The 13578-nt window shown below is 61.2% G+C and carries 24 protein-coding genes and 1 pseudogene; 8 read left to right on the plus strand and 17 right to left on the minus strand.

Annotation, left to right across the window (positions count from 1 at the left end; all coding sequences use genetic code 11):
- Window positions 1-8 precede the first annotated feature (8 nt).
- Window positions 9-1076 carry a hypothetical protein gene (locus U6958_RS12065; RefSeq protein WP_074923728.1) on the minus strand — a complete coding sequence of 356 codons (1068 nt, stop codon included), beginning with the start codon at window positions 1074-1076 and terminating at the stop codon, window positions 9-11.
- On the opposite strand from U6958_RS12065, the pseudogene U6958_RS12070 reads away from it, so the two are divergent.
- Window positions 1060-1113, plus strand: a pseudogene (locus U6958_RS12070) (hypothetical protein); the annotation flags it as partial. The gene U6958_RS12065 and the pseudogene U6958_RS12070 overlap by 17 nt on opposite strands.
- 75 nt (window positions 1114-1188) lie before the next feature.
- Here U6958_RS12070 and U6958_RS12075 read toward each other — a convergent pair.
- From U6958_RS12075 to U6958_RS12145, 15 genes are all read right to left on the minus strand, one after another.
- A complete protein-coding gene (locus tag U6958_RS12075) occupies window positions 1189-1449 on the minus strand; it encodes a hypothetical protein (protein ID WP_074923727.1) in 261 nt (86 codons plus the stop codon).
- Window positions 1446-1838 carry a hypothetical protein gene (locus U6958_RS12080; protein ID WP_143044691.1) on the minus strand — a complete coding sequence of 131 codons (393 nt, stop codon included), beginning with the start codon at window positions 1836-1838 and terminating at the stop codon, window positions 1446-1448. Before U6958_RS12080 ends, U6958_RS12075 begins: the two co-directional genes overlap by 4 nt.
- Window positions 1835-2089 carry a hypothetical protein gene (locus U6958_RS12085; protein ID WP_074923725.1) on the minus strand — a complete coding sequence of 85 codons (255 nt, stop codon included), beginning with the start codon at window positions 2087-2089 and terminating at the stop codon, window positions 1835-1837. Before U6958_RS12085 ends, U6958_RS12080 begins: the two co-directional genes overlap by 4 nt.
- Window positions 2086-2334, minus strand: coding sequence for a hypothetical protein (locus U6958_RS12090; protein ID WP_074923724.1), 249 nt, complete (start codon window positions 2332-2334; stop codon window positions 2086-2088). Before U6958_RS12090 ends, U6958_RS12085 begins: the two co-directional genes overlap by 4 nt.
- On the minus strand, window positions 2331-2939 hold the full coding sequence (locus U6958_RS12095; RefSeq protein ID WP_143044690.1) for a DUF551 domain-containing protein: 609 nt from the start codon (window positions 2937-2939) through the stop codon (window positions 2331-2333). Before U6958_RS12095 ends, U6958_RS12090 begins: the two co-directional genes overlap by 4 nt.
- Window positions 2940-2948: 9 nt before the next feature.
- On the minus strand, window positions 2949-3143 hold the full coding sequence (locus U6958_RS12100; RefSeq protein ID WP_016454446.1) for a hypothetical protein: 195 nt from the start codon (window positions 3141-3143) through the stop codon (window positions 2949-2951).
- Window positions 3133-3429 carry a hypothetical protein gene (locus U6958_RS12105; protein WP_074923722.1) on the minus strand — a complete coding sequence of 99 codons (297 nt, stop codon included), beginning with the start codon at window positions 3427-3429 and terminating at the stop codon, window positions 3133-3135. The genes U6958_RS12100 and U6958_RS12105 overlap by 11 nt, the downstream gene beginning before the upstream one ends.
- Entirely contained in the window at window positions 3426-3764 is a 339-nt protein-coding gene (locus tag U6958_RS12110; protein ID WP_016454448.1) for a hypothetical protein, read from the minus strand. The genes U6958_RS12105 and U6958_RS12110 overlap by 4 nt, the downstream gene beginning before the upstream one ends.
- Before the next feature lie 290 nt (window positions 3765-4054).
- Window positions 4055-4207: a hypothetical protein gene (locus U6958_RS12115; protein WP_167368432.1), complete on the minus strand. Its 153-nt coding sequence runs from the start codon at window positions 4205-4207 to the stop codon at window positions 4055-4057.
- A gap of 45 nt (window positions 4208-4252) precedes the next feature.
- A complete protein-coding gene (locus U6958_RS12120) occupies window positions 4253-4522 on the minus strand; it encodes a hypothetical protein (protein WP_074923721.1) in 270 nt (89 codons plus the stop codon).
- 864 nt (window positions 4523-5386) lie between these two features.
- Window positions 5387-6019: an NYN domain-containing protein gene (locus U6958_RS12125; RefSeq protein ID WP_016449467.1), complete on the minus strand. Its 633-nt coding sequence runs from the start codon at window positions 6017-6019 to the stop codon at window positions 5387-5389.
- Between the two features lie 162 nt (window positions 6020-6181).
- Window positions 6182-6382 (minus strand): hypothetical protein, encoded by a 201-nt coding sequence (locus U6958_RS12130; protein WP_074923720.1) that lies wholly within the window; start codon window positions 6380-6382, stop codon window positions 6182-6184.
- 75 nt (window positions 6383-6457) lie between these two features.
- On the minus strand, window positions 6458-7195 hold the full coding sequence (locus U6958_RS12135) for an NYN domain-containing protein (RefSeq protein WP_074923719.1): 738 nt from the start codon (window positions 7193-7195) through the stop codon (window positions 6458-6460).
- 349 nt (window positions 7196-7544) lie between these two features.
- Window positions 7545-7973: a hypothetical protein gene (locus tag U6958_RS12140; RefSeq protein WP_074923718.1), complete on the minus strand. Its 429-nt coding sequence runs from the start codon at window positions 7971-7973 to the stop codon at window positions 7545-7547.
- Window positions 7974-7989: 16 nt separating this feature from the next.
- Complete coding sequence (locus U6958_RS12145; RefSeq protein WP_244160569.1) at window positions 7990-8592, minus strand: S24 family peptidase; 603 nt, start codon at window positions 8590-8592, stop codon at window positions 7990-7992.
- Window positions 8593-8725: 133 nt separating this feature from the next.
- Here U6958_RS12145 and U6958_RS12150 point away from each other — a divergent pair, with 133 nt between their 5' ends.
- Window positions 8726-9004, plus strand: a complete 279-nt coding sequence (locus U6958_RS12150) for a hypothetical protein (protein ID WP_016449462.1) — start codon at window positions 8726-8728, stop codon at window positions 9002-9004.
- A gap of 722 nt (window positions 9005-9726) precedes the next feature.
- Here the strand turns inward: U6958_RS12150 and U6958_RS12155 are convergent.
- Entirely contained in the window at window positions 9727-9945 is a 219-nt protein-coding gene (locus U6958_RS12155) for a hypothetical protein (RefSeq protein ID WP_074923717.1), read from the minus strand.
- Between the two features lie 112 nt (window positions 9946-10057).
- Between U6958_RS12155 and U6958_RS12160 the strand changes: the two genes are divergently transcribed.
- From U6958_RS12160 to U6958_RS12185, 6 genes are all read left to right on the plus strand, one after another.
- The gene (locus U6958_RS12160; RefSeq protein ID WP_074923716.1) at window positions 10058-10288 is read left to right on the plus strand and encodes a hypothetical protein; all 231 of its coding nucleotides are present in this window, start codon (window positions 10058-10060) and stop codon (window positions 10286-10288) included.
- A gap of 27 nt (window positions 10289-10315) precedes the next feature.
- Window positions 10316-10531: a hypothetical protein gene (locus U6958_RS12165; RefSeq protein ID WP_074923715.1), complete on the plus strand. Its 216-nt coding sequence runs from the start codon at window positions 10316-10318 to the stop codon at window positions 10529-10531.
- 29 nt (window positions 10532-10560) lie between these two features.
- Complete coding sequence (locus tag U6958_RS12170; protein ID WP_167368431.1) at window positions 10561-10725, plus strand: hypothetical protein; 165 nt, start codon at window positions 10561-10563, stop codon at window positions 10723-10725.
- 141 nt (window positions 10726-10866) lie between these two features.
- Window positions 10867-11418, plus strand: coding sequence for a hypothetical protein (locus tag U6958_RS12175; RefSeq protein ID WP_208607088.1), 552 nt, complete (start codon window positions 10867-10869; stop codon window positions 11416-11418).
- A gap of 43 nt (window positions 11419-11461) precedes the next feature.
- A complete protein-coding gene (locus tag U6958_RS12180) occupies window positions 11462-12211 on the plus strand; it encodes a hypothetical protein (RefSeq protein WP_143044689.1) in 750 nt (249 codons plus the stop codon).
- Window positions 12208-13578: a DnaB-like helicase C-terminal domain-containing protein gene (locus U6958_RS12185; protein WP_074923713.1), complete on the plus strand. Its 1371-nt coding sequence runs from the start codon at window positions 12208-12210 to the stop codon at window positions 13576-13578. The genes U6958_RS12180 and U6958_RS12185 overlap by 4 nt, the downstream gene beginning before the upstream one ends.

Genomic DNA, 13578 nt, shown 5'->3' on the forward strand with positions numbered 1-13578 from the left:
TCGATTTCTCAGTAGGTGATGGAGACGGCCGGAATGGCCTTCTTTGCGATCAGCGTGATGGCCTGTTTCGCGCATTCCTCGGTCATGCCCCCGGCAACGAAAGCGGCCAGCGCGGCGCGGTTGACGGCAGCCTTGTGGGCCTTGTCGGCTTCGCGGCGCTTTGCCTCGGCGGCTTCTGCGGCCTGCTGCTGGGCGACGCGGCGCTGTTCGGCTGCTACGGCTTCGGCGGCGCGGCGTTCGGCGTCCGCCTTGGCCTGCTGCTCGCGTTGCACGGCCTCTGCCTTCTCGCGCTCGGCGCGCTCTGCCGACAGCTTCAGTTCCAGTTCGCGCTTGTCGGCTGCGGCCTTGGCCTCCGCCTCGCGCTGGATCACCGCTTCGCGCTCGGCCTGGGCGCGGGCTTCGGCCTCACGCTGGGCGCGCTCTGCGGCCTCGCGGGCGATGCGCTCCTCGCGCTCCTTCTGCTCGCGGGCAGCGGCCTCGGCGCGCAGCCGGGCCAGCTCAGCCTGCTCTGCCTCATACTTCTCGCGCGTCTCCAGCGCCGCAGACAGACCCTCCAGTGCCTTGGCCTTCGCTCGATGGGCCTCGGCCTCGTATTCCTCGAAAGCCGCATCAATGACCTGTGCGTTCAGCGACGCGATTTGCTCCCGCAGAGTCCCGGAGGTCAGGTTCTCGGCACCCTGGACCGACTGCTGCATAAGCTCGATAGCGAGACGGTGCTTTTGCTGCCGAGCCTCTTCCGCTTCCTCCCACTCGGTCAGCGGCCGGCGGACCTCATCCGCCAAGCTGTCCAGCGCGTCCCGCATACGCTTGCGCTCGGCGTCGATCTTCTTCGGGACTTCCTTCATGTCATCGACCAGCTGTTTGCCCAGCCCGTCCAGCGCCGTTTTGGACTTGCGCACCTTGAAGGCAATGCTTGCGATGTGATCGCGGCCTTTCTTCGTTGACGTGTCAGGAGCGTGGCTCAAAGCCTCCTTGCGGATCAGATCGATGTACGGATCAAGCCCTGACGGTGCGCTGTAGACCTGCAGCGCGGTTTCTTGGGGCGGCAGTAGCGCCAAATCGGTGTTTGTGTTCATGGTGATCTCGGTTGCGCTCAGAAGGCGCCGGAGTTGATGAGGTGTGGTGCTGCGGCGAGCAGTAGGGCTACTGCTGCGAAGAGCGACCAGAGGAATGCGTAGAGCAGGTAGTTCATGCTCGACCTTCTTTCTTCTTGATGAAGGCGATCACATCGCCACGCATCACGCGCCCCTCGTACTGGTACTTCTTCCTGCTGGGCCAGTAGTCGAGGCGCCTGCCTGCAACCATTCGGGACCAGTGGTAGTCCGTGTGGATGCTCCAGCCGCCGTCGTTCTCCTCGTTGGCCTGCTTCATGAAGCGCGCGCGGTCTTCATCGAACTTCGATTTCTTGTGCTCCTTGAGGGCATCCCAGATTTCGTCTCGCTCGCTCATGGCTTCGCTCCTTTCACCAAGGCCAGGGCCGCGCGGGCGGCGATCAGCCGCTTTCGGTCCTCGGTGCGCTCGTCGCGCGAAAGCGACGTGCCAGCTCGGCAGTAGGCTTCATCCAGGCCGGCCAGAGCCGCTACCAGCGCATTCCGCTGCTCCACCAGTTGGCGCGGCGTCAGGCCGGTTTCGTGGTGGACCGTGCCAGCCTCGGCGATCAGAGCAGCGTTGGCTTGCATGTCTTGGTGCTTGCAAGCCACGAATGGCAGGCTCTTGACGCCATCCGCCTCGATCATCCAAACCTCGCACCAGCCTGCTTCATCAATCCCTCCCTCTACGGCCTTTAACCAATTGCCGTGTATCCAAGGCCCCGGCGTGGGCTTGCTTGCATCGCTCATGGAATCTCCTTGTGGCAGGTGTGACTGCCGTTTTCAAAAACAGGGGTGAGGCCCTCGCAGGCCCGTGCTGCTGCGCGCGCAATGCGCTGCTCCTGCGCCGTGGGCTGTGGATCCTGTGCGCCAGCCTGGCTGCAGCCGGCCATGGCGGCGAGCAGCAGCACGACCGGCACCAGGGCGACCATGAAAAAAGCCCGCTGGCGGGCGGGCTTCTTGCGGCGGGGCAGGCGTTGGAGTTGGATGGGCGGGGTCATTCTTCGAGACTCCTCAGAAGTCGCGCCGCGCGGGCTTTCTTGCGGGGTGAGTGCGACTGGCGCAAACGCAGGATGCGCCGGGCCATATCGTGCATTGCTTTCTGCCCGTTGCCGGGGCCGTTGTCGCCCCAGCCGCAGAGCAGGTAATAGCCCCAGTCGCAGCAATTCACCGCCACAGGCACGTATCCAACCCCCACATCGACGTACTCGTAGGGGTCTAGCTTGCAGAATGGGCAGGTGCTCATGGGGACTCCTTGGCGGCTACGATCGCAGCAGGTGCTGCTGCACACGGGCCGTCATGGCCGGGCGTGCGGCTGCAGTTCCAGCCGGCAGGCGGCTTGTCACAGGAGGCGGGCGCGGCCTTGTCTGCCATCAGGCGGATTTCCTCGGCCAGCTCATCAAGGGTGTTGAAGTACTCCTGATTCGACTCGCTCATCTCGACCGCACCAGTGTCTGGGTCGTAGCTGCCGCGCTCGTCAAGATGCGCCTGGGCCTTTGCTTGGATGTGCGCAGCGGCAGCCAGCAGGCCGACATGCGCCGAGGGAGCAGCAGCCGCTGGCGTGCAGTCCGGACAAGGCTCGGCCGTCAGGATGTTGCCCACTGCACCATGGCCGCTGCAGGTCCGGCATTTCTCCCCCGGCGCCGCAGGCAGCGGCATCCAGTGCGTGATGAGCCCGGCGCCAATGCCGCCATACATGCTCCAATCGGCCCAAGGCTTTCCAGCCCCGTTCCCCCTGGCAAAGTCGCATGTCGCCACGTGATGGCCGTCGGTGACAAGGTATGTGTTGCTCTCGAAAGTCACGCTTGCATCGGGCTCCATCGGAGCCTTTGCGACAGGTTGCCAGTTCATGGTGTGTCCTCAGATAGCGTCAGCGCTGAACTCCAGCGCCTGGGGTTGGGTTGCGAGTGCTGCGCGGACCAGCTCGGGCGGCATCGGCTCTGCGAACTGGCGCTGCAGCGCGGCTTCGAGCGTTGCGCAGCGGGCCTCAAGCTCCATCAGCCGGAACTCGGCCAGGGCAGGGTGGCGGGCAACGGTTGCGGCGTCAGGCAGCATTGCGGGCCTCCTGCATGTCGCGGCGGGCGCACTGTTCGGCGAAGTCGCGCAGCCAGTCATCAATGGCACTGCAGATAGCCATGTAGTGGCCAGCGCTGGCGATCTTCTTGGCCGTAGAGAACGGAGCCTTGTGCAGCGCCTCTTCCACGAACTCAGGTGCGAACGGCGGGCCGTAGTGCTCTCGGGTGTAGGCATCAAGAGCAGCGTCCTCGGCGTCGTACTCGCCATGCTGGTGAGCGTAGGCATCAGCGTCCTGGCTGGCGAGGCATGGGGGGCGGGCGTTCATGGCGTGCTCCCGGTGGCCTTGGCAATGGCGGCGCGAGCCTGCTTTTCAGGATCTGACAGCGGGTATCCCGGGGGCTTCAGCCGCTCGTATGCGTCGGCCAGCCTTTCGAGCGCCTTCAGCAGTTCCGGAGCGGTTGCGACCATGCAGGCAATGGCCCGGGTGTCAGGCTCGAGCTCGTCGTGCTCGGCATGGGCCACGACCAAGGCAACCACCTTGCCGGTGCGCTCGTCCTGGATGGCCTGATAGCACGACTGCCCAAAGCCGGCGTGCGTGGCGCTCCAGCGCTGGTTGTCGGATGTGCGGCGCCACGGGCCTGTGATGTGCTTGTCTTGCATGAAGCCTCCTTGCGGCCCGCAGGCCAGAAACGAAAAAGGCCCTGCATTGCAGAGCCTGGGTGGAAAGAGCCGGCGCCTTTCGGCACGCCTGGGGAGTCATGGAGGGTTGGAGATAGTCCCCCAGGGCCCGGCTGGAAAGAGAGAGCCGCGTGGTGCGCGCAAATCGCTTGCATCCATCTCCTGTGCGCGCGCGGCTGGAAACCATCACAACTGCAACCGGCAGAGCTGCAGCACTATCCCGAGGGACCCAGTTGCAGATGTGATGGCCCTGGGCTTGCCAGGGCGGGGGATCAGTCGAGCCAGGAGAACGGAATCCACCATCTCTCATGGGTGTCCAGCCAGACGCACAGCAGCGACTGGCCGTCCGACTCGCCTCCCAGGCTGTATGGCCGGTCCTTCGCAATCTCGCGCAGGAAGTAGCAGCCCGGTCTTGCGTATCTCATCTCTCATCTCCTTGTGTGCCCCGGCGCGGAGCCGGGGGAGGGTGGTCAGGCAGAGGCCTTGTCCAGAGCAGCGCGGCGCTTCTCGATGTTGGCCTGCTTCTTGTCCAGGGCGGCTTGCTGCTTGTCGAGCATCTCGCGGCCTCGTGCAATCGCAGCAGCCTGGTCGCGGCCGATGCTGTTGACGTTGTAGGCCTTGCCGCCTTCATCACGGTGCCAGTCGTCGTAGAAGGGTGCCTGCTTGACGAACGTCTTCTCGACGGGCTTGAAGGCCGGCGTCAGCACCCAGCCTTTGTACGGAAACTTCACTTTTGCCATGTCTGCTCCTGTTGAAAAAACGAAGCGCACTCGGCTGAATGCGCTTGGGTCTTTCCCCTGATGTCGTTCAGGGTGGACGGCTGGCATCTCCCCGAACTCCAACCCTGTCGAATTCGACGGAATTGGCGGGCTCCAGCACGCGTTTTTGATCTAGCCCCAGCTGGGCCCGGCTCGCGAGTGTTGGTTCTCGCGCCACCTGTCTTTTGCTTCTGCCGACAGATCACAGGGGCAGGGCCTTGCGGCCTGTTCATCCTTCTGGTCTGGTGTGATTTGGGGAGACAGCCTGGGCTACCTTCACCGCTATGTGTTTGCGCTCCTGTCTGGGCAAGCGCTATGCCCTCGTGTCAGCGCATCTTTGACAGAACCGGGTACTAGCCGGCCAGATCCAGTCATGCAGGCCGCCTCTCCAAATCACACCAGGAGAGCTACAGAGAGATGCGGGCCGGTGCTGATCCCCGGCTTCACATGTACCGTCGCATGTCGGAAGAGCCGACCTACCCTCTGCGGATGCGTACCCACGCCCTAGCACCATTCGGATCGCGCCAGGATTGAGCGTCCATGCGTACACCCATGCCCGTCAGCCCGGGCCTTCCGCATCTCTCTGTAGCCCTCTGTTGTTAAAGACCAGTCAGCGCCCGGCCGATCCCGTGACACCCTCCGCAGCCGCCCTGGGGCGTTTGTTGCTGCGATGGGATGTACTTTGCCACAAGAAAAACTAGCACGCAAGTAAAACTAGCGGAGGCGCACAAAAAAATCCAACGTGCTGCTTTTTCTTCGCTGGGGCGCAGACGCAAAAAAGCCCCGTCGCGCGGGGCTTGTGTTGGGGTGGGGCGACTCGGTTGGCCGATGGCGCCGGGGTGGTGCCTACCAATCGCTGGGCTTGTGGATGGATGTTCCTGGGATAGTGTCTGGAAACTGCGAAGAGGATAGGGCTGAGGTGCTCACGGCCCTGATGAAGTTTGAAGCCTTGATCAGCTCTTTGGACATCGACCGCTTTCCCGGAGCGATGACGCCAACAACTTTTTTTGGATGGTGGTTTCTGACAAGCCGTATGGACTCTGCCAGATCGCTGTCGCCAGAGATCACTATCGCGCAGTCAAACTTGTCCAGCCAAGCGTCGTTCAGAAGATGCACCGCTAGGTTCACGTCGGAGCCTTTTTCTGTGGTCTCCAGCACTCTTGCATGCTTCGCTCCGTTGATCGGCGTGACTAGGCGCTTGGTCACCTCGTAAGTCCGGAACAGTCCTTTGATGACCTGCGTCTCTGGGCACACATGCCTGAGGGCGCGCAAGTAGGCCTGCTGATGGTGGGGCTTGTCTGGATCTGCTGGGGTTCCCGACACAAAGGCGGTGAAGTACTTGATTGTGTCGATCTGGTTGTGAGGATCCAGCAAGTGCTCGCACATGGCGCGGATGTTGAGCCACTTGTAGGGCGTCCCCTTGAGGGCGCCAAAGTAGAGATTAAAGCCATCTACGTACACGCTTGTACGGTAAGTCATCAACTCTCCCCACAAAAAGCAAGGGCCCCAGAAGGGGCCCCGCAGCCCATGTCTAAGACATGGGGGTTGTAGCCTCGTATTTTACACAAAATCCTTGCCGACTCAAGACCCGTCTGCAAGCATCCCCCGGACGCGCGCCGCGCCCCGACGTGTTGACGCCAGCTACTCGCGGCCCAGCTCGGCCAGCGCGTCCTGCAGCGTCTTGATGAGCCGCTCAACGTCCTCTGGCGGCATCTCGATCCAGGCGGTGGAGACGGGCAGGCCGGCCGATGTCTTGGCCGTGTGCTTGAGCCCGATGAGCGTCTTCCCGCCATCGACGCGGGTGCGGACGCTGGTGAACTGGAGAAGGGGTGCAGGAGTCATGGCGCCATCGTGGCATGAAAAAGCCCGCTCGTGGCGGGCGCTTTTATTGCAATCGATTGCAAATATTTGAGGCCTCTATTCTTTTTCGAGATTAGCCAACACCTCTTCGGCCTCGGCTTCTGCCTGAGCTTCCGCGCGGGCCTGTTGCTCGGCGGTCTGTCTTACCACTTTAGATATTTCTTGAAGTGGGCGCGGGTCGATTTCAATTACACGATCGCTATGCTCGTACATGGAATCTTTTACACGATGCCCCAGGTGTACCAAATACAGCTGAGTTCCCTCGCGACGCGCAAATTTCATGCATGGAACAAAGTCGCTATCACCAGTGACCAGCACGATGATCTGTACTTGCTTCTTCAAGGATAACGCTGCGATGTCCATGCCAATCCGCATGTCCACGCCTTTTTGCGTGATTGCCGGCTTCAGATCTTCTGCAGAAATCGTCAGCTGTTTTCCTTGGGCCCTGTCCAGCCTCCTGTTGTTGACAGTCCAGCCGTTGAAGCTGAGCTCCCCGAGGCGCACAGCGAACATGGGCAGCCTGCTGAGCAGCGAAAACAATTTTTTGGAGCGCCCTACAATTTCTTGCTTGCCGAACTCAAGGCTTCCCCCCTCCAGCGGCTTTTCCGCTGAAGCTTCAAGAGGCATGGAGTCGTAGTAGTAGACGCGATGCAGCCTGATAGCCTCGAGCTCTGGAGACCCTGCGATGCGCTTGACGAGCTCATCGAAGGTTTCTGCGGTGGCTGGATTGGGGGCTGTGCCTAACTTCCGCTTGGCGAAGCCGCCATCAATGAGGACAGCGTAGCAAGTGTTCATGTCTCGCAAAAAAAATTGGCCGCCGAACAGGTCGAAGGTCGAAGCCTTCTGTTACATGTCACCTGTGGGCAGCCGTTTTTATGTGTGGCGAATCTTAGCTACAAAATTCTGTGGACAGTGTGGATAACTGAAATTTAAGCCATTTTTTTGTGTGGTGAACAGGGAGGCCCAAGTCTGCACGTGCCAACTTGGTCAACGTCCTTCAGTCTAGGAGTTTGACTAGTTCAGTCTAGATGAGTTCCCAGTGAGGCGGTCATCTCAGCGCGGCATCCTACAGCTGCACTCCTAGTCCACACACATCTGCATGAACCCCCCACCACCCTACAACCTCGCGGCGTCGGCCTTGCGCTCAGCGCACAGAGACGTAGGTGACCAGGCCGTGCTGCACATGCACCAAGAGCCCCGAACGCCAGCGCATCTTTTCCACTTCAAAGTCTGCCGTTTCGACGTTGGCAGGCTGGCCGCAGCGGTGCAGGACTACGCCCTTGCTCATGCCCACTTGGATGTCCTTGCCACAGGCCTTGACCAAGGCGTCCTCTGTGGCGGTTATTGCGCGCTCCATCGACGCCACGAACATCGGGTACTGAGAGCGAGCCACGATCAACGGCATGTTGCCCACAGAGTCGAGGTTCACGAAGGTCTCGGACAGGCTCATGGACATCTTCTTCTGGAAGGTCACACCGCTCACAGTCGAGCCAGTCACGATGTGATAGTTCGCGGCCACCAGTACCAGGGCAGCCACAGCAATAGCACCAGTCGCAATCAAAGCCTTCTTCATCCTTCTCTCCTAATTTTCAGAGCTTTGTGCACATCCAAAGTGCACGCCCCTGTATCAGCGCCTCGCACTTTCCATCAATGACAATGTTGGGGTGGAGCTTTCTGTCAGCATTGTCAGAAACAGCATTCCATACTCCATCTATTTTCTGGAATCGCTTAACCAACATTTCGCCATCCCAAGAAAATGCGTAAATGCATCCTTGCCTAGGATCTTTATCGGCCCTGTTGAGTAGCAATATGGACCCATCGCTAATTGACGGCTCCATCGAAGTCCCTTTAACCGAGACGATTGCCGCATTCTCTGGGCTAACTCCAGCAGATTTCAAGAAATCTCGGCGGAAGTGAAGTACACCCATCTTCTCAACGATGTCGTTGACGCGGCCCGGACCAGCGCCAACCTCTACGCTAAGCCTGGCTACCTCAACGAACTCTGACGAATCGGCGTCTGACGTCTCCCCCAGTAGAGACGCAACCGTCATGCCGAAGAGCCGCGCGACTATCTCCAGCCGCTTGCGCTTCGGAGCGGTTCCGCCTTCCTTCTCCCATTGCTGAACCGTTTGCCACGCCAGCGGCTTGGCGGCGCGCTCTTCCTCGGCAACCTTCTTGGCGAGCAGCTCCATGGACCAGCCCCTGGCCTCGCGCTCCCGCTTGATCGTTGTGTGAATCGACATCTTGACAAGTATTCCTTGTGAGGGCTTGCGGGTCTATACAAGATCAGCTAGCATTGCTAGTAAATCTTGTAGAGGCCAACGCATGACCACAGCAACCACCGAAGACGACAAGGCATCCATGAAGGATGTCGCCATCAAGGCGATCAAGCTCCTTGGCGGGCCTGTTGAGGCTCAGCGCAAGGTCCAGGCACCCACCTACCAATCGGTCCAGAGCTGGGCTTCCAACGGCGTCCCGCCCCGGTACTGCATCCGCGTCAGTGAGCTGACCGGAATCCGCCTGGATGAGCTTCGCCCCAATGACTGGGATCGCTACTGGATCGCTCCATCTGCCGCCCAGCCCAAGGAGGCCAGCAATGTTTGAGCCACACAAGTCTTTCGTGATCGATCTGTGCAAGGCGATGGGCCTGAGTACGGACCACCTGGTGTCGTTCCGCATCTCCCAAGGTGAGGACGGAACACTCATCCCGCGCGTCCGGGCCGAGTACGTGATGCCGCATGAGTTCGGCGAGCCTGCCCAGAGGGTTCTGCGCGAGTTCTCCCTGGTGGCTACTCCGGTTTCGTCCCAGGTAGTCGGGACCGTGGATAGATCTGTGTCCCTGTCAACGCTATTTGAAACGACCCATCGGGTAGTTGATTCACGGGACCCTGCCCACATCGAAGGGAGCGCTGATCGTCCATCCACTGAGACCAGCCCTCTGAAAACAACTGGCGAATTTCGGTCTGAGTGACCGCAACCCTGTACTCGTTGCCCTCCATGTCGAACATCAAAACCGTCCCGCGCTGCGTTACGCGCCTCTCTGTATTGCTCATGGCCGAGGCCCTTTCTGTGAATGGTGTGTGGAATCTTCATTCTAGAGAGGCGTCCTCGGCCGCCCTGCCCAAGGAGCAGGCCCATGGCTGAGCCGCAATACCGATTCGGTGGACCCATCCCCGAGGGCGCGCGCCGGCTGAAGGAGCGCCGCGAGGCCAGGGAGCAAGACGCTCTCTGGCGCGAGGTTGATGCGCGGCGCAGCCTCGGCCATTCGCCACCTATCCATGGCTGCGATGGTTGCGCTCGATACCAGTTCCTGGAATCGGATACGGCTACGGCTGTGTGTTCTCGGGGTGCTTCGTGCACATCTGGGCCAGATGGTCGCGTGCCTTCTGAAGGATCAGTAGCTCCAGTTGCGCCAGTGTGCGGCCGCGCTCTTTCGGGATCTCCACGGTGAGCCGCAAGTTCTGCGGGCCGCTGGTGTCCGGTATTTCCAACGTGCACAGCAATGTGCCCGTGTTCGCATTTTCGACCGTAAGTCGTGTGTGCATGTCCGCCCTCCTTGGCGCTGGTTGTGTCGGAACTTCCAGCATAGCCCAGCGAGTGGCGGGCACCTTTTCCTGAATTCAACCCAACAAGAACTGCCTGGAGGGCAACAAAACCATGTCGTACAGCAACCGCCGCCTCATCCGTAAGCCCCACGCACTCCTGCGCCTCAATGAAGAAGAGATGCGCGAATTCGAATGGCTGGTCCAAGAAGAGGGCGGCGGCGCGCCGGCCGAGATTTATCGCAATGCGCTGCTGGAGCTGATTCGTGAGCGTCGTCATGCGGCAAATCCTATGTCCGCAAAGCGTGTTGACAGCAATGCATTCACCCGCCTGGCCGCCGTCTAGGCCAGCCCCAAACCCCACGGAGACCACATGCAGCCACCGCCGCACACAGAGGACCGCATAGACCTCGAAGGCTTTGCAGAAGAAGACATTGCAGCTATCGAAACTGTAGCTGCAGAGCGCGGCATCTCGTTTGACGAGGCAGTCAAACAGCTGCTGCTGGAAGACATCAAGAAGCGCCGCGAGAAGGCCAAGAAGGGCGTCATCGCGCGCCTGTTCGGTTTCCCCCGCGTGAATAAACGGTAACCCCAGAGTAACTGCAAAGCAGCAATCCCATGAAGCCCACCGCATTCCACATCCCCAGCAAGTCCGTGATGGCCGGAGCCAAGCCGTACAAGCCGGCCGCGCTGACTCCCTGCAATTACTTCCGCGTTGTCGGCCGGCCCATCAGCCAGGCAGAGAACGACCGTCGCAGCGCAATGCGCAAGGCATCGATATGAGGAGGGCAAACAAAAAAGCCTGCGGCTGTTAGGCGGCAGGCGATCTTTGTGTCTGGTCTCGGCGGCAACCGGGATTCAGACGGACTTCAAAAGTACATGCGCATTTTATGGCCTCACCCGGCCAGCGCACAAGAGGATTACATGGCTCGCGCACGGAACATCAAACCCGGCCTATTCAAGAACGAGATTCTTGGCGTCGCCGACCCCATCTACACGCTCCTGTTCGAGGGGCTGTGGGTTCTCGCTGACCGAGAAGGTCGGTTGGAGGACCGTCCACTTCGGATCAAGGCCGAAGTTTTTCCGTATCGAGACGGAGTCAATGTCGATGAGATGCTGTCCTGGCTCCAGGCCAACGGCTTCATCATGCGGGAGCCTTCTGGCTCGATTCTGATCGTCAAACGCCATCAGTGGTACGACGAGAAGACCCCTGCACAAGTCAATGCAGAGGCCGCCGCCCGCCGTGCGCGCCGTCGCAAGGCCATGCCGGCATGGGCTCACGCAGGAGAGATCAAGGCCGTCTACGAGGCCGCGCGCCTGGCAACACAAGAGACCGGGCAAGAGCATCACGTTGATCACATCGTGCCCCTCGCTGGCGCGCTGGTGTGTGGCCTGCACGTCGCTGCGAACCTGCAGGTGATTCCTGCGGCTGGCAACCTGAAGAAGTCCAACAAGTTCGAGGTGAGCCATGGCTAGGTCTCGAAACATCAAGCCCGGCTTCTTCACGAACGAAGACCTCGTGGAACTCAACTTCGGCACGCGTCTGCTGTTCGCTGGCCTGTGGACTCTGGCCGACCGCGAAGGCCGCCTTGAGGACCGCCCGAAGAAGATCAAGATCGGAGTCTTTCCGGCTGACAACGTCGATGTTGAAGCCATGCTCCAGGAGCTGCACGAGGCAAAGTTCGTTGTGCGCTACGAGGTTGACGGTTCGCGCTACGTGCAAATAGCCAACTGGAGCAAGCACCAAAACCCACACCACACCGAGAAGGCCTCGGAGATTCCTGGCATAGACGGTGTCGTAACGGTTAAAGACGGAGGCAAGGCCGGTGGAAATCCTGCTGATTCTCTGATTCCTGATTCCCTCTCTTCTGATTCCTTGAAACCGGCGGACAAGCCCGCCACGACGGCCAAGCCGTCTCGTTCCTCTGCCGGACAGAAGACCTTGAAGGCCTACCTGGCCGAGTGCGAGGAGCAGGGCGTGAAGCCGGTTCCTGATGACCATGCGATCCGCACGTTCATGGCCAAAGCTGGGATCTGCGACGAGATGCAGCAACTGGCCTGGATGCGGTTCCGCGAGGAGCACACGACCGGCACGCGCAAGGACAAGCGCCAGAAGGACTGGCCTGCGACGTTCGCGAACTCGGTGAAGGATCGCTGGTACAGGCTCTGGTTCATCCAGGCCAACGGGCCTGCGCAGTGGACGACCGAAGGCCTGCAGGCCAAGCGCGTGGCCGACGCTGCCAACGAAGACCAGCAGGAGGCGGCATGAACGCTATCGACCTGCCTGAGTACGAGTTGCTATTCTCGAACGAGGCCGAGTGCGCGGTGCTGGGCGCGATCCTGTGCAACGGCGCCGAGGCCTACGACGCAGCCGCCGGCATCATCACCGCCGAGTCGTTCTGCGTGCCGTTGCATCGCCTGGTTTGGGAAGCCGCCCAGAAGCTGATCCTGGCCGGCAAGTTCGTGGACCCGGTGGCTGTGATGGAGCACCTGCGCGGCCATGAAGTGGATCTGGTCGAGGTCAACGACATCGCGCAGAGTTACTCCGCAGTGCGCGCGGTCCCCGGCCATGCCGAGATCATCGCCAACTACGCCAAGCAGCGCGCGCTGCGCACCGCGGCGTTCCAGGTGTCGGGCTTCGTGTCCGACGAGACGCTGGCTATCGAGCAGCGCGTGGGCCAGTCCGTCGCTGCGCTGGAGAGCGTGCTGGCTGACCGCATTGGCGGTGACCCGCTGCCGGTGTCTGCGTTCGCCGCCGAGTTCATCGACCGCCTGGTGGGCCGTGCCGATGGCGAGACCAAGGCCGGACGGCCCACCGGTATCCCGTACCTGGACCGGATGATGCCGAACGGCCTGGGCGATGGAAAGCTGGTGGTGATCGCCGCGCGCCCGTCCGTTGGCAAGTCCAGCCTGGCACAGCAGATCGCCTGCTTCCACGCCTCCGAGGGCTATCCAGCCGCATTCCTCGGCATGGAGATGGAGAACTACGAGGTGGTGGACCGCACGGTAGCCAACAAGGGCCGCGTGCCCCTGGACGGGATCGTCACCGGCAAGCTGTCCGACGACGAGTGGACGCGCATCACCGAGGCGCTGGAGTCCATCCGCAACCTGCCGCTCTATCTCTACGACGTGCCCGGCCTGACGCTGCACGAAGTGGTCTCCAAGGCCCGCTTCCTGGTGCGCAAGTACGGCATCAAGACGCTGGTGGTGGACTACCTGCAGCTGATGCTGGGCACCGACCAGAAGAAGGACCGCCGCTTCCAGCTGGAAGAGATCACCCGTGGCCTGAAGCGCGCCGCCAAGCAGCTGGGCATCACCGTGATCCTGCTGTCCCAGCTCAACCGCGATGTGGAGAAGCGGACGAACCCGCGCCCGCAGATGTCGGACCTCAAGGAATGCGGCGCCATCGAGGAAGACGCGGACGTGGTGCTGACGCTGTGGGACCACGTCAAGGGCGTCGATGGCCAGCCGTCCATCAAGGGCGCCGCTCTGCTGAAGAACCGAGGCGGCTCCAAGGGCGAAGTCGCGCTGCACTTCGAGGGCCAGTACCAGCGCTGGACCGAATCCACTGCCTCCCTCTCCGCTCCGGCCAAGGCCGAGACCGAATCGAAATCCCGCTACTCGAAGGACTGGTGA

The organism is Delftia lacustris (genome assembly GCF_040267515.1).
In the GTDB taxonomy this organism is placed as follows: Bacteria; Pseudomonadota; Gammaproteobacteria; order Burkholderiales; family Burkholderiaceae_C; genus Comamonas; species Comamonas tsuruhatensis.